Origin of the sequence: Pseudomonas sp. KBS0707 (assembly GCF_005937945.2) — a bacterium.
Lineage (GTDB): Bacteria > Pseudomonadota > Gammaproteobacteria > Pseudomonadales > Pseudomonadaceae > Aquipseudomonas > Aquipseudomonas amygdali.
In genome coordinates, this window is sequence record NZ_CP041754.1 from 5,175,001 (window position 1) to 5,188,991 (window position 13,991).

The 13,991-nt window shown below is 59.4% G+C and carries 11 protein-coding genes; 9 read left to right on the forward strand and 2 right to left on the reverse strand.

Features of this window, described 5'->3' with window-relative positions; translation table 11 throughout:
- Positions 1 to 460: 460 nt before the first annotated feature.
- Together FFH21_RS24720 and FFH21_RS24725 are read right to left on the reverse strand one after the other, a co-directional pair.
- Positions 461 to 1,954: a CoA-acylating methylmalonate-semialdehyde dehydrogenase gene (locus FFH21_RS24720; RefSeq protein WP_011169635.1), complete on the reverse strand. Its 1,494-nt coding sequence runs from the start codon at positions 1,952 to 1,954 to the stop codon at positions 461 to 463.
- Positions 1,955 to 2,058: 104 nt separating this feature from the next.
- The gene (locus FFH21_RS24725; RefSeq protein WP_011169636.1) at positions 2,059 to 3,405 is read right to left on the reverse strand and encodes an aspartate aminotransferase family protein; all 1,347 of its coding nucleotides are present in this window, start codon (positions 3,403 to 3,405) and stop codon (positions 2,059 to 2,061) included.
- 112 nt (positions 3,406 to 3,517) lie between these two features.
- Between FFH21_RS24725 and FFH21_RS24730 the strand changes: the two genes are divergently transcribed.
- The 9 genes from FFH21_RS24730 (at position 3,518) to FFH21_RS24775 (ending at position 13,927) form a co-directional block, all read left to right on the forward strand.
- The gene (locus FFH21_RS24730) at positions 3,518 to 4,438 is read left to right on the forward strand and encodes a LysR family transcriptional regulator (RefSeq protein WP_011169637.1); all 921 of its coding nucleotides are present in this window, start codon (positions 3,518 to 3,520) and stop codon (positions 4,436 to 4,438) included.
- A gap of 185 nt (positions 4,439 to 4,623) precedes the next feature.
- On the forward strand, positions 4,624 to 6,021 hold the full coding sequence (locus FFH21_RS24735; protein ID WP_011169638.1) for a uracil-xanthine permease family protein: 1,398 nt from the start codon (positions 4,624 to 4,626) through the stop codon (positions 6,019 to 6,021).
- A gap of 95 nt (positions 6,022 to 6,116) precedes the next feature.
- Positions 6,117 to 6,779: a TetR/AcrR family transcriptional regulator gene (locus FFH21_RS24740; RefSeq protein WP_011169639.1), complete on the forward strand. Its 663-nt coding sequence runs from the start codon at positions 6,117 to 6,119 to the stop codon at positions 6,777 to 6,779.
- 32 nt (positions 6,780 to 6,811) lie between these two features.
- A complete protein-coding gene (locus FFH21_RS24745; RefSeq protein ID WP_011169640.1) occupies positions 6,812 to 7,405 on the forward strand; it encodes a YigZ family protein in 594 nt (197 codons plus the stop codon).
- 522 nt (positions 7,406 to 7,927) lie between these two features.
- Positions 7,928 to 9,481 (forward strand): ABC transporter ATP-binding protein, encoded by a 1,554-nt coding sequence (locus FFH21_RS24750; RefSeq protein WP_011169641.1) that lies wholly within the window; start codon positions 7,928 to 7,930, stop codon positions 9,479 to 9,481.
- 11 nt (positions 9,482 to 9,492) lie between these two features.
- Entirely contained in the window at positions 9,493 to 10,593 is a 1,101-nt protein-coding gene (locus FFH21_RS24755; RefSeq protein ID WP_011169642.1) for an ABC transporter permease, read from the forward strand.
- Positions 10,593 to 11,519 carry an ABC transporter permease gene (locus FFH21_RS24760; protein ID WP_011169643.1) on the forward strand — a complete coding sequence of 309 codons (927 nt, stop codon included), beginning with the start codon at positions 10,593 to 10,595 and terminating at the stop codon, positions 11,517 to 11,519. Before FFH21_RS24755 ends, FFH21_RS24760 begins: the two co-directional genes overlap by 1 nt.
- Before the next feature lie 239 nt (positions 11,520 to 11,758).
- Positions 11,759 to 12,448, forward strand: coding sequence for an SDR family oxidoreductase (locus tag FFH21_RS24770; protein WP_011169644.1), 690 nt, complete (start codon positions 11,759 to 11,761; stop codon positions 12,446 to 12,448).
- Between the two features lie 123 nt (positions 12,449 to 12,571).
- Positions 12,572 to 13,927, forward strand: a complete 1,356-nt coding sequence (locus FFH21_RS24775; RefSeq protein ID WP_011169645.1) for an 8-oxoguanine deaminase — start codon at positions 12,572 to 12,574, stop codon at positions 13,925 to 13,927.
- Positions 13,928 to 13,991 lie beyond the last annotated feature (64 nt).

Here is a 13,991-nt window from a genome sequence, read left to right on the forward strand (position 1 = left end):
ACGAATTGCTTGATTCAGTTGTTAAAGAGCGGGTGGTTAAGAGCTTTCGTCTCAACCGAGGCGCGCATTCTACAGCGTCTCTTGTATCTGTCAAGCGGTTATTTTAAGAAGTTTTCAAAGTTTCCTTTGCAACTTCAACCACTTGCGCTTCGATCAACTCTTCAGTTGCTCATCAGCGGGAGGCGAATTCTACAGCGTTACAACCGCGTGTCAAACTCTTTTTTCTCACCGCTGTCGATCACTGCAGACTCGACCTCCTTCCTCGCTTACTCTTCACTCTAAACCCTTGTAAATCATTGATCTAAAAGGCTTTTTCGTTTCCGTCTGCGCCGGAAGTGGGGCGAATTATAGACAGATCACAGAGGGCGTCAACCGTTAATTTCAAAAATCTGCAATTCGACTGCTGAGCCCCAACAAATGCGGGAGATCCTCTTTATAGACGATCTCCCGCCACGGGAATTTACAAGCTGGGAAATGCGAATTGCGACGCTTCATGGCTCGCACGTTGCGGCCAGCGCTGCGTAATCGCCTTGCGACGCGTGTAGAAGCGCACACCATCGGGACCGTACGCATGCAAGTCGCCGAACAGGGAACGCTTCCAGCCACCAAAGCTGTGATAGGCAACCGGTACCGGCAGCGGAACGTTGACCCCGACCATTCCTACTTCAATCTCATCACAAAACAATCGGGCCGCTTCGCCATCACGGGTAAAGATGCAAGTACCGTTGCCGTATTCATGGTCGTTGATCAGTTGCATGGCCTGTTCAAGGCTGTCCACACGCACGATGCACAGCACCGGCCCGAAGATCTCTTCTTTATAGATGCGCATTTGCGGCGTGACACGATCAAACAGACAGCCGCCCATGAAGAAGCCCTGTTCATGTCCGGCAACCTGGAGATCGCGACCGTCCACCACCAGGGTAGCGCCCGACTGCACACCATCCTCTATATAACCGCCGACCTTGTCGCGATGCTGACCGGTAACCAGTGGCCCCATATCCAGGCCGCAAGTCGTACCTGCGCCGATTTTCAGGCTCTGAATTTGCGGAACCAGTTTGGCCACCAACGCATCAGCGATCTGATCCCCGACGCATACCGCAACCGAAATAGCCATGCAACGCTCACCGCAGGATCCATAGGCAGCGCCCATCAAGGCACTCACTGCGTTGTCCAGGTCGGCATCCGGCATCAGTACCGCATGGTTCTTGGCGCCACCGAGAGCCTGAACCCGCTTGCCACGCGCTGCGCCCTCTTTGTAGATGTACTCGGCAATCGGGGTCGAACCGACAAAGCTCAGCGCCTTGACCTCAGGCGCTTCGATCAGTGCATCGACGGCAACCTTGTCACCATGAACCACATTCAGCACACCCTTCGGCAGCCCGGCCTCGTGCAGCAGCTCAGCTATCAGCAACGTGGAACTGGGATCGCGTTCGGAGGGTTTGAGGATGAAGCAATTGCCACACGCGATGGCCAGCGGGTACATCCACAGCGGCACCATGGCCGGGAAGTTGAATGGAGTGATACCGGCAACGATACCCAGCGGCTGGAAATCAGACCACGCATCAATGTTCGGCCCGACATTACGACTGTATTCCCCCTTGAGTATTTCCGGCGCGGCACAGGCGTATTCCACGTTTTCAATACCGCGCTTCAATTCGCCCGCAGCATCTTCCAGGGTCTTGCCGTGTTCTTCACTGATCAACTGAGCAATGCGCGCTTCGTTCTGCTCCAGCAATTGCTTGAAGCGGAACATCACCTGAGCGCGCTTGGCTGGCGGTGTATTACGCCAGGCCGGAAACGCAGCCTTGGCCGAATCGATCGCCTTCTGGACCGTGTCCCGAGTGGCAAGCGCTACTGTGTGGACAACCTGGCCGGTCGACGGATTGAACACATCTGCGGTGCGGCCATCTTCAGAAATGAACTCGCCGTGGATCAGGTGTTGAATGCTGCTCATGGAAAACTCCGAATAATTGCATCGGGCGCGAATGACTTCGCAGCCCATGCGACAAAAGCACCTGTATAAAAGTACCTATATAAGAAGAGAGCCTGTCAGCGTGATCAGTCGATCAGGTTCAGCGTTTCGCCGACGGCATCGAACAACCGGTCCAGGTCCTGCGCCTGACTGTTGAAGGTCGGGCCAAACTGCAAGGTGTCACCGCCAAAACGCACATAGAACCCGGCTTTCCACAGTCTCATGCCTGCCTCGAAAGGCCGCACGATGGCATCGCCGTCACGAGGTGCGATCTGGATGGCGCCTGCCAGTCCGTAGTTGCGGATATCCACCACGTTTTTCGCGCCTTTGATACCGTGCAGCACGCTTTCAAAATGCGGAGCGATTTCTGCTGCCTGCTGTATCAGGTTCTCACGTTGCAACAACTCCAGCGCCGCGAGCCCGGCCGCGCAGGCCACCGGATGTGCCGAATAGGTATAGCCGTGGGGGAATTCGACGGCGTATTCCGGCGTTGGCTGATTCATGAAGGTCTGATAGATCTCGCTGCTGGCGATCACTGCGCCCATGGGGATCGCGCCATTGGTGATCTGCTTGGCGATACACATCAGGTCAGGCGTGACACCGAAACTGTCCGCACCAAACATCGAGCCTGTACGGCCGAAGCCGGTAATGACTTCGTCGAAGATCAGCAGGATATTGTGCTGATCACAAATCTCGCGCAGACGCTTGAGATAGCCTTGCGGCGGAACGATCACGCCGGCAGAGCCCGCCATGGGTTCGACGATTACCGCCGCGATGTTCGATGCATCGTGCAGCTCGATCAGCTTGAGCATCTCGTCGGCCAGCGCAATACCGCCCGCTTCGGGCATCCCCTTCGAATAGGCGTTGCTGGCCAGCAGCGTGTGCGGCAGATGGTCGACATCCATCAACTGGCCGAACATCTTGCGGTTGCCATTCACTCCGCCCAGGCTGGTGCCCGCCACGTTCACGCCGTGATAGCCACGCGCGCGCCCGATCATCTTGGTCTTGGTTGCCTGCCCTTTCAACCGCCAGTAGGCACGCACCATCTTCACTGCCGTGTCCGCGCATTCAGAACCGGAGTTGGTATAAAAGACGTGATTGAGATTGCCCGGCGTCAGTTCGGTAATCTTTTCCGCCAACTGGAACGACAGCGGATGCCCGAACTGAAAGCCCGGCGAGTAATCCAGAATGCCCAGTTGCCGGGAAACGGCTTCCTGAATTTCCTTGCGAGTGTGCCCGGCCCCGCATGTCCATAGCCCGGAAAGCCCATCGTAGATCTTGCGGCCCTTGTCGTCTGTCAGATAGCTGCCATGCGCAGCAACGACCATGCGCGGGTCACGCTGGAAATTTCGATTCGCCGTGTAAGGCATCCAGTGGGCATCAAGCTTCAACTGACTGGCTACAGGCACATCAGACGCTTCGAACATATTCATGGGGGGCAAGCCTCGCAGGCGCTAAACGAACGGTCATTGCAGCCAAGGTGTCACGCAGCTAAAGTTCATAAAACCCGATTTTCATGATCTTTGGTTTGGTAGAGACTAAACAATGAGCGTCCGTCGCCCCGATCCGCTGTCGCAGGTGAGCGATTTTGATATCCGCCTGCTGCGTATTTTCAAAAGTGTCGTCGAGGCAGGCGGTTTTTCCGCGGCCGAAAGCGTGCTCGGCATTGGCCGGTCGGCGATCAGCCAGCAAATGAGCGATCTGGAACAGCGTCTCGGCTTGCGGCTTTGCCAGCGAGGGCGCGCCGGTTTTTCGCTGACCGACGAAGGACGTGAGGTTTATCAATCGTCGTTGCAACTGCTCAGCGCTCTGGAAAGTTTCAGGACAGAGGTCAACGGCCTGCATCAGAACCTGCGCGGCGAGTTGAACATCGGCCTGACCGACAATCTGGTCACCCTTCCCCACATGCGCATCACCCATGCACTGGCCCGCCTGAAAGAGCGTGGCCCGGGCGTGCACATCAATATCCGCATGATTGCTCCCGCCGAAGTCGAGCGAGGCGTATTGGACGGCGGCCTGCATGTCGGTGTCGTGCCACAGGCCAGCGCCCTGCCCGGCCTTGAATATCACCCGTTGTACAGTGAGCGTTCGCTGCTTTATTGCGCGGTGGGACATCCGCTCTTCTACGTGGATAACTCAACGCTGGATGATGAACGCCTCGCCCAGCAGGAAGCCATTGCCCCGACCTTTCGCCTGCCCAACGATATTCAGGAGCATTATCAGGCACTGACCTGCACCGCGAGCGCTTCAGACCGCGAGGGCATCGCGTTCCTGATTCTGACTGGACGCTACATTGGCTACCTGCCAGATCATTACGCCAACGCCTGGGTGCAGGAAGGTCGATTGCGCGCGCTGAAACCGGACTCAAAGTTCTACGACCTCAACCTGGTGACCGTTACCCGAAAAGGCCGACGCCCTCATTTGGTGCTGGAGAGCTTTCTGGAAACACTGGCCGCTACCCGATGACACACTGCTGCAGGACACCCTTCCAGTCATCCAACGTTGCAGAGCGGCTCGAAAACGCTATCAGGCTGATATTTATTGAAATAGTTGGACTCAAATAAAAATAACCTGAGCAACTGGACAGTTTTTTGCAGTAATCCCGATAACGACACGCCAGTACATGGCAGTTCCCCGTCCGAGACCTTGCCATGCAGCCTGAAACACTCGACAACGATGACCTGATTTACGGCCTGAATGATCGCCCAAGACCTTTAACGGCCATATTGGCAGCGTTCCAGCATGTCCTCGCTAGCTTCGTCGGGATCATCACCCCGCCGTTGATCATCGGATCGACGCTCGGCCTGACTCAATACCTGCCGTATCTGATCAGCATGGCCCTGATGGTGTCGGGCACAGGTACTTTCATTCAGGCGCGCCGCCCGTTTGGTATCGGCGCAGGCATGATCTGCCTGCAAGGCACCAGCTTCGCTTTCTTGGGCGCGGTGTTGTCCGCGGGTTTTCTGGTCAAGCAACGCGGCGGCAGCCCGGAGGACATCATGGCGATGATCTTCGGCGTGTGCTTTTTCGGCGCGCTTGTGCAAATCGTGCTCAGTCGCTGTATTGGCCAGTTGCGACGTGTCATCACGCCGCTGGTGACCGGCATTGTCATCACGCTGATTGGTGTAAGCCTGATCAAGGTAGGTGTGACGGACCTGGTCGGCGGCTTCAACGCAACTGACTTCGGCGCGCCGTTGAACCTGGCGCTGGGTGCCTTCGTTCTGGCAGTGATCATCGTACTTAATCGTTCGAATACGCCCTGGGTGCGCTTGTCGGCGATCATCATCGGCCTGGCGGTCGGCAGTCTCGCCGCCTGGTTCAGCGGCAAGCTGATTCCACAGCCGATCCACGACCTGCCCTTGATCAGCGTGCCGGTGCCGTTCCGTTTTGGTTTCAGCTTTGACTGGACCGCTTTCCTGCCGGTCGCGCTGATTTATCTGATCAGCAGTATCGAAACGGTCGGCGACCTGACGGCCAATTGCATGCTAGCCCGCCAGCCGATCAGTGGCCCGAGCTACGTGGCGCGCCTCAAGGGTGGCGTGCTGGGCGACGGTGTGAGCTGCATGATTGCCGCAACGTTCAGTGCATTCCCCAACACCACCTTTGCGCAGAACAACGGCGTGATCCAGCTGACCGGCGTTGCCAGTCGCTATGTCGGACTGTACATCGGCGCGGTGCTGTTCGTGCTCGGGCTGTTCCCGCACATCGGTGCCATCGTCCAGCAGATTCCCAAACCGGTACTCGGCGGCGCAAGGCTGGTGATGTTCGGCAGCGTCGCGGCAGCCGGTGTGCGCATTCTGGCCCAGTCTCCGCTGGACCGACGCAGCATGCTGATCATCGCCACGTCACTGGGTGTCGGTCTGGGTATCGCCGCGCAGCCTGCGCTGCTGCATCAGATGCCCAAACTGGTACAGAACCTGTTCGATTCGGCCATCACCAGCGGCGGCATCACAGCCATCGTAATGTGCCTGCTGATTCCGGAAGGAAAGGTCGCCGTGACCCGGAATGATTCAGCGACGGAACCCAATCCCCTTGAACAACCACGATAGGTTTCCATAGCCGCACTTGCGCCGGTGCTTGCGAGATAATCGCCGGTGCGCTATCTGTTCATTAGTTGCGCCCTACGACCTGTCCGGAATTGCCCATGACCCTTGAAGTCCCCGCACACAGCGCTCACGTCACCAAGCCCGCAAGCCGTATTCGTCAGAAGAACGAACAAGCAATCATCCAGGCAGCCGAAGATGAATTTGCCCGCCACGGCTTCAAGGGCACCAGCATGAACACCATTGCGCTGAAAGCCGGGCTGCCCAAAGCCAACCTGCATTACTACTTCACCAATAAGCTGGGCCTGTATGTCGCGGTACTGAGCAACATCATTGATTTGTGGGACAGCACGTTCAACCACCTGAGCGTCGAAGATGATCCAGCCGAGGCACTGGCCCGCTACATTCGCGCCAAGATGGAGTTTTCGCGCCGCCAGCCTCAGGCTTCACGGATCTTCGCCATGGAGATCATCAGCGGTGGCGAATGCATGAGCGAGTATTTCAGCCAGGACTACCGCCTGTGGTTCCAGGGCCGGGCAGCGGTTTTTCAAGCCTGGATCGATGCAGGCAAGATGGACCCGGTCGACCCTGTACACCTGATCTTCCTGCTGTGGGGAAGCACCCAGCACTACGCTGATTTCGCCTCGCAGATCTGCCGAGTCACCGGTCGCTCCCGCCTGACCTGGCAAGACATGGATCAGGCCAGCAACAATCTGATCCGGATCATCCTCAAAGGTTGTGGGCTCACGCCGCCAGCCTTGTAGAATCGGCGCCTTGACGTCAGCTGGATACACGCATGCCTTTTACCCTGGTCGGCCCTTGCGAGTTTCGTGAAGAAATCCGCAAGAGCCGCTTCATCACCCTCGCCGCCCCCATCGCCAGCCCGGCCGACGCCCAGGCGTTTATCGAGCAGCATAGCGACCTCAACGCCACCCACAATTGCTGGGCCTGGAAGCTGGGTGGTCAGTATCGCAGCAACGATGACGGGGAACCGGGCGGTACTGCAGGCAGGCCGATCCTGGCAGCCATCGAGGCGCAGGAATTCGATCAGGTCGTGGTGCTGGTGATCCGCTGGTACGGCGGCATTCAACTGGGGACTGGCGGCCTGGCCCGCGCCTATGGCGGTGGAGCCAACAAATGTTTGCAGCAGGCCGAGCGTCTGCCGCTGATTCAGCGTTCGTCATTCCACCTTGAATGCAGCTTCAGTGAACTGGCGCTGGTCAAGTTGCGTCTCGCGGAAGTCAACGGCCTGCTGGAAAGTGAAAACTTCACTGCCACTGGCGTGCAGATGGCAATCGCGATAGGCCCCGAGCATGCCGACACGCTGCAACGACAACTGGCTGATCTGAGTCGCGGCAGAATCGTTTTGCACAAGACCACAACGGAGTAGGCAACGCGACAGCAATTGCCCACATCTACTGTGCATCCGGCTGTGGATAAGCTGAGTACACTCCAATGCGGGCCTTGTCGGGCTTGCGTTTCAGACGAATGATCGTTTTTTGAGCAATCGCCTGACGTGGATCCATAAAGGGTGCAAAAACAGTCTGTTAGCGCTCCTTAGCACCTTTGGACGCTAACAACCGGCGTATTATTCTCCGCTGGCCCGCTTGCGCACAGTATCTGTGGAAGAACCTGTGGATAACAGGTGCAAGGGTCGCGCATCCACATAACGCACCTCGCTTGACGCCTGCTGTATATTTTTTACTCAAATCAAAGAGCCACATTTGCCCCTTGCTCCGCCAGCGCGCCCCGAACTGGTGCCGAAACGATCGCGTTTGGTTATTACTGCACGGTCATGAATGTCGAAAACACCTTACTCAGCCTTGATTGAACGCACAGGACAGGAATCCTGACTCCTTGGCCAGGATTTTGCTTTATCCACAAGCGACCCACTTCTGCCTTCGAGCCTTTCATGTCAAACCACGCGATACCTGCGCGTCTACAACTGCGCCACATCACTAAACGGTATCCCGGCTGCCTGGCCAACGACGCTGTCGACCTGACGATTCAGCCCGGCGAAATTCATGCCCTGCTGGGAGAGAACGGCGCCGGTAAAAGCACGCTGATGAAGATCACCTATGGCGTGACGCAACCCGACGCCGGGTCGATCATCTGGCAAGGCCAGGCGCAGACCATGCGTAATCCGGCACAAGCCAGAAGCCTGGGCATCGGCATGGTGTTCCAGCATTTCTCGCTGTTCGAAACCCTCAGTGTCGCGCAAAACATCGCCCTGGCGATGGGCGCGGCGGCAGGCACGCCCAAGCAACTGGAACCGCGCATTCGCGAAGTTTCGCAACGCTACGGCATGGCAGTGGAGCCTCAGCGCCTGGTCCACAGCCTGTCGATTGGCGAGCGGCAGAAAGTCGAAATCATTCGCTGCCTGATGCAGGACATTCGTCTGTTGATCCTCGACGAGCCCACCTCTGTGCTCACACCCCAGGAAGCCGAAGAGCTGTTCGTGACCCTCAGGCATCTGGCCGCAGAAGGCTGCAGCATTCTGTTTATCAGTCACAAGCTGGGCGAGGTTCGTGCCTTGTGTCACAGCGCAACCGTCCTGCGCAACGGTAAGGTATCCGGGCACTGTATCCCGGCTGAATGCTCCGATCTGGAGCTGGCGCGCTTGATGGTCGGTGATGCCGAAGGGTTGACCGCGCACTACGACAAAGTCAGCGGCAGCGAAGCCTTTCTGCGCGTCGACAAGCTGTCCTGGCACAACCCGGACCCGTTCGGTTGCTCACTGAAAGACCTGAGCCTGGAAGTACGCAGCGGCGAAATCGTCGGCATCGCGGGCGTGGCCGGCAATGGTCAGGATGAATTGCTGGCGCTGCTGAGTGGCGAACAGACCCTGCCTCATGCCCAGGCGACAACCCTGCGTTTCCAAGACATCCCGGTCGGCGACCTGCGCCCCGACGCCCGCCGCAAACACGGGCTGGCGTTCGTTCCGGCAGAGCGTCTGGGGCATGGCGCAGTGCCGGAACTCAGCCTGGCCGATAACGCTCTGCTGACCGCTTTCCAGCAAGGGCTGGTGAGCAACGGCTTGATACAGCGCGGCAAGGTTCGCGCGCTGGCCGACGAAATTATCCGTCGCTTTGCGGTCAAGACGCCGGATGCACAGGCCGCGGCGCGCAGCCTCTCGGGCGGCAACCTGCAGAAATTCATTCTCGGCCGGGAAATACTGCAAAACCCCAAACTGCTGATTGCCGCGCACCCGACCTGGGGCGTGGATGTCGGTGCTGCCGCAGCGATTCACCGGGCATTGATTGCCTTGCGTGACGCGGGGGCGGCCATTCTGGTGATTTCCGAAGACCTGGACGAGTTGTTCCAGATCAGCGACCGACTCGCCGCCCTGAGCGGCGGCCAGCTTTCCGACCTGATCCCCACTGAACAGACCAGCACCGTGCAAATCGGCGGCTGGATGGCGGGACAGTTCGATCATTCTCACACCCAGGCCCATACGGCGGGTTAACGGAGCAAAAGATGCTGCTTTCTCTGGAACCGCGCGGCCAGCAATCGCGCGCCATGTTGTGGTGTTCCCCTTTACTGGCTGCCGTCCTGACACTGGTCTGCGGCTCGCTGCTGTTCATCGGCCTGGGGCTCAACCCTTGGGTGACGCTGCACACCTTGCTGATCGCACCGGTCAGCGACTGGTATGGCGTGTCGGAATTGATGGTCAAAACCTTGCCGATTCTGCTCTGCGCGCTGGGCCTGGCGGTCGCGTATCAAGCGCGCATCTGGAACATCGGCGCGGAAGGCCAGCTGCTGCTCGGCGCGCTGGCAGGCAGTGCCGTGGCGGTGAATATCATCGAGATGGAAAGTCGCTGGGCCTTGGTCATGGTGCTGCTGGCCGGCACCCTGGCAGGCGCGGCCTGGGCGGGCGTGACCGCCTGGCTGCGCACGCACTTCAACGCCAATGAAATCCTCACCAGCATCATGCTCAACTACATCGCCCTCAACTTGTTGCTGTACTTCGTGCACGGGCCGCTCAAAGACCCGGCCGGCATGAACTTCCCGGAGTCCGCGACTTTTGGCGAGGCCAGCCGTCTGCCGCTGCTGATGGAAGATGGCCGCGCGCGCATCAGCGTGTACTTCGCCCTGCTGGCACTGGTCGCAGTCTGGGTATTGCTGCAGCGCAGCTTTGTCGGTTTCCAGATCAAGGTGCTCGGGCTCGACAAGCGTGCTGCCGGTTTTGTCGGCTTTCGCGAGAAGCGACTGGTATGGCTGGCACTGTTGATCAGTGGCGCACTGGCCGGTCTGGCGGGCGTGTCGGAAGTGACCGGGCCGATCGGTCAACTGGTGCCGCAGGTCTCGCCGGGTTACGGCTATGCCGCGATCACCGTCGCTTTTCTCGGACGCCTCAACCCCATCGGCATTCTGTTCTCCAGCCTGCTGATCGCCTTGCTGTACCTGGGTGGTGAAAGCGCACAAATGACCTTGAACCTGCCCTTGGCAATCACGCAATTGTTTCAGGGGATGATGCTGTTCTTCCTGCTGGCCTGTGATGTGCTGATTCTCTATCGCCCACGTTTGAAACTGCACTGGGCCAAGCGCCAGATGACAGCCGTCACAGGAGCCGCATGATGGATATCGACCTGCTGAGCAACATTTTCTATGCCATGGTCCGCTGCGGAACCCCCTTGCTGCTGGTGGCGCTGGGCGAACTGATCTGCGAAAAAAGCGGCGTCATCAACCTGGGTCAGGAAGGCATGATGCTGTTTGGCGCGGTGATCGGTTTCATCATCGCCCTGAGTACCGGCAATCTATGGCTGGGCGTGCTGCTGGCGATGCTCGCTGGCATGCTGCTGTCGGCACTGTTTGCGCTGGTGGCGCTGGTGTTCAACGCCAATCAGGTCGCGACCGGGCTGGCGCTGACCATCTTCGGTGTCGGCCTTTCCAGCTTCGTCGGCGCCGCCTGGGTCGGCAAGCCATTGAGCGGTTTCGAACCGGTGGCCATCCCGCTGCTGAGTGACATTCCGCTGATCGGCCGCATGCTGTTTGCCCAGGACCTGCTGGTCTACCTGTCCTTTGCGCTGTTTGCACTGGTCGCCTGGGCGCTGCTGAAAAGCCGCGTCGGGCTGATTATCCAGGCGGTCGGCGAAAATCCCGATGCGGCCAGCGCCATGGGCTTGCCAGTGTTGCGTGTACGCACGTTGGCCGTGCTGTTCGGCGGCGCAATGGCTGGGCTGGCCGGGGCCTACCTGTCGCTGGCCTACACACCGATGTGGGCGGAAAACATGAGCGCCGGACGCGGCTGGATAGCCTTGGCGCTGGTGGTGTTCGCCAGCTGGCACGTGTGGCGTCTACTGCTCGGTGCGTACCTGTTCGGCCTCGCCAGCATCCTGCACCTGGTCGCGCAAGGCATCGGCCTGGCCATCCCGTCCAACCTGCTGGCGATGCTGCCTTACCTCGCCACCATCATCGTCCTCGTCCTGCTCTCCCGCGACGCCTTGCGCACCCGGCTGTATGCGCCGGTATCGCTGGGCCAGCCTTGGCGGGCGGGGCATTGAGGAGCTAGCGGCGCAGATGGTTGACGCAGAGCGTCATGAACGGCATTCCCACGCTGGAGCGTGAGGAACGATAATCCTGAAACTATCAGGCATGCCGTTCCAGTGATTCCCCTGAACGTTTTCGGCTCGCGAAGATTCCAACAGGTCATGGGCAGGAGTACGCTGCAAGGTCGAAACTTTCGAGAGGCCTTGCTGGCACTGCCATGGAGTCTGTCTCTCAATTTGCCAAGGAATCATTCATGACCACTACCAAGAAAACCGCCCTGATCATCGGTGCTTCGCGTGGCCTGGGCCTCGGGCTGGTGCAGCGCTTGACCGAACAGGGCTGGCAGGTCACCGCCACGGTGCGTGATCCGCAGAACGCCGAAAACCTCAAAGCGGTAGAAGGCGTGCGCATCGAAGCAGTGGATCTGGACGAACCTGCTTCGCTGGAAGTGCTGGTCCAGAAGCTGCGTGGCGAGGTGTTCGACGTGCTGTTCGTCAATGCCGGGATTACCGGTGCGCAACACCAGAGCGCGGCGAAGTCGACCGCCGCCGAGCTTGGGCAGTTGTTCCTGACCAACGCTGTAGCGCCGATTCGTCTGGCCGGGCGCTTCGTTGAGCAAATCCGTCCCGGCACGGGCGTCTTGGCGTTCATGAGTTCGTGGCTGGGCAGCGTCACTTGCCCGGACGGCGCAAACCTTGCGCTGTACAAGGCCAGCAAGGCTGCACTCAATTCGATGACCAATACCTTTGTCACCGAGCTGGGCGAGAACCGTCCTACCGTGCTGTCGATGCATCCGGGTTGGGTGAAGACCGACATGGGCGGCGAAAATGCCGCCATCGACGTCATGACCAGCACCACCGGACTTGTAGAACAGCTCAATGCCTACGCAGGCAAGGGCGGCCATCACTTCATCGATTACCAGGGCAAGACGATTGCCTGGTAATCGGCTGCTCGACTAGAATCGCCGTCCTTCGCCGGGGCGCACCTGACCCCGGCGACCCTGGATCAGCAGACAGGGCAACACTGAGCTGGCTAACCTGAACCTGTCTTTCAGAGGAGCCGGCCCATGCCTGCGATCCGTATCTGGTTGAAAAATCCCCTTGCCGTGTTCACTGCCAATGACCTGGACGCCCGTGGCGGTCTGGTGATCGAAGGCGGCGTCATCACTGAAGTGCTGGCCGCCGGGCAGCTCCCGTCAAAGCCCTGCACTCAGACGTTCGATGCCCGTGAGAATGTGTTGCTGCCGGGGTTGATCAACACGCACCATCACTTCTATCAAACCCTCACGCGGGCCTGGGCACCAGTGGTCAATCAGCCGTTGTTCCCCTGGCTGAAAACCCTGTACCCGGTATGGGCGCGCCTGACGCCGGAGAAGCTCGCGGTCGCCAGCAAGGTGGCGCTGGCCGAGCTGTTACTGTCCGGGTGCACAACCGCTGCCGACCACCACTATCTGTTTCCCGACGGGCTTGAACACGCCATCGATGTTGAGGTGCAAAGCGTTCGCGAGCTGGGTATGCGCGCAATGTTGACGCGTGGTTCGATGAGCCTTGGTGAAGCCGACGGAGGTTTGCCGCCACAGCAAACCGTGCAGCAGGGCGAGGTGATTCTGGCCGATAGTCAGCGCCTGATCGAGACCTATCACGAGCGCGGCGATGGTGCGCAGATCCAGATCGCGCTGGCACCCTGCTCGCCGTTTTCGGTCACGCCGCAGATCATGTCCGAGAGTGCGGCCATGGCCGAAAAACTCGACGTGCGCCTGCACACGCATCTGGCTGAAACCCTCGACGAAGAGGACTTCTGCCTGCAACGCTTCGGCCTGCGCACCGTGGATTATCTGGACAGCGTCGGCTGGCTCGGCCCGCGCACTTGGCTGGCCCACGGCATTCATTTCAACTCCGACGAGATTGCCCGCCTCGGCGCTGCGGGCACCGGCGTCTGTCACTGCCCAAGCTCGAACATGCGCCTGGCTTCTGGCATCTGCCCGACGCTGGAGCTGATCGCTGCGGGCGCGCCGCTGGGGCTCGGGGTCGATGGTTCGGCGTCCAACGATGCATCGAACATGATCCTCGAAACCCGCCAGGCGCTTTACCTGCAACGCCTGCGCTACGGCGCCGAAAAAATCACTCCGCAGCTCGTGCTGGGCTGGGCCACCAAGGGGTCGGCGCAATTGCTGGGACGCACTGACCTCGGTGAACTGGCGGTGGGCAAACAGGCTGATCTGGCGCTGTTCAAGCTGGACGAGCTGCGCTTTTCCGGCAGCCATGATCCGCTCTCGGCGCTGCTGCTGTGCGGCGCGGACCGTGCCGATCGGGTGATGATCGCAGGACAATGGCGAGTGATCGACGGCCAGGTCGAAGGCCTGGACATCAAGCAGTTGATTGCCGATCACAGCCAGGCCGCGCGGGAGTTGATTCGGGGCTGAACGTGCGGGGCGATAATCTCAACTATCGTGCGACGCTCCGCGTCGGCATGCCGTTCAGGACGCT

Bases quoted from the DNA above. Each gene is read 5' to 3' on its own strand.
- FFH21_RS24735 (WP_011169638.1), top strand. From the start codon at position 4,624: ATGCAGCCTGAAACACTCGACAACGATGACCTGATTTACGGCCTGAAT.
- FFH21_RS24725 (WP_011169636.1), bottom strand. From the start codon at position 3,405: ATGAATATGTTCGAAGCGTCTGATGTGCCTGTAGCCAGTCAGTTGAAG.
- FFH21_RS24755 (WP_011169642.1), top strand. From the start codon at position 9,493: ATGCTGCTTTCTCTGGAACCGCGCGGCCAGCAATCGCGCGCCATGTTG.
- FFH21_RS24775 (WP_011169645.1), top strand. From the start codon at position 12,572: ATGCCTGCGATCCGTATCTGGTTGAAAAATCCCCTTGCCGTGTTCACT.
- FFH21_RS24770 (WP_011169644.1), top strand. From the start codon at position 11,759: ATGACCACTACCAAGAAAACCGCCCTGATCATCGGTGCTTCGCGTGGC.
- FFH21_RS24760 (WP_011169643.1), top strand. From the start codon at position 10,593: ATGGATATCGACCTGCTGAGCAACATTTTCTATGCCATGGTCCGCTGC.
- FFH21_RS24745 (WP_011169640.1), top strand. From the start codon at position 6,812: ATGCCTTTTACCCTGGTCGGCCCTTGCGAGTTTCGTGAAGAAATCCGC.
- FFH21_RS24750 (WP_011169641.1), top strand. From the start codon at position 7,928: ATGTCAAACCACGCGATACCTGCGCGTCTACAACTGCGCCACATCACT.
- FFH21_RS24720 (WP_011169635.1), bottom strand. From the start codon at position 1,954: ATGAGCAGCATTCAACACCTGATCCACGGCGAGTTCATTTCTGAAGAT.
- FFH21_RS24730 (WP_011169637.1), top strand. From the start codon at position 3,518: ATGAGCGTCCGTCGCCCCGATCCGCTGTCGCAGGTGAGCGATTTTGAT.
- FFH21_RS24740 (WP_011169639.1), top strand. From the start codon at position 6,117: ATGACCCTTGAAGTCCCCGCACACAGCGCTCACGTCACCAAGCCCGCA.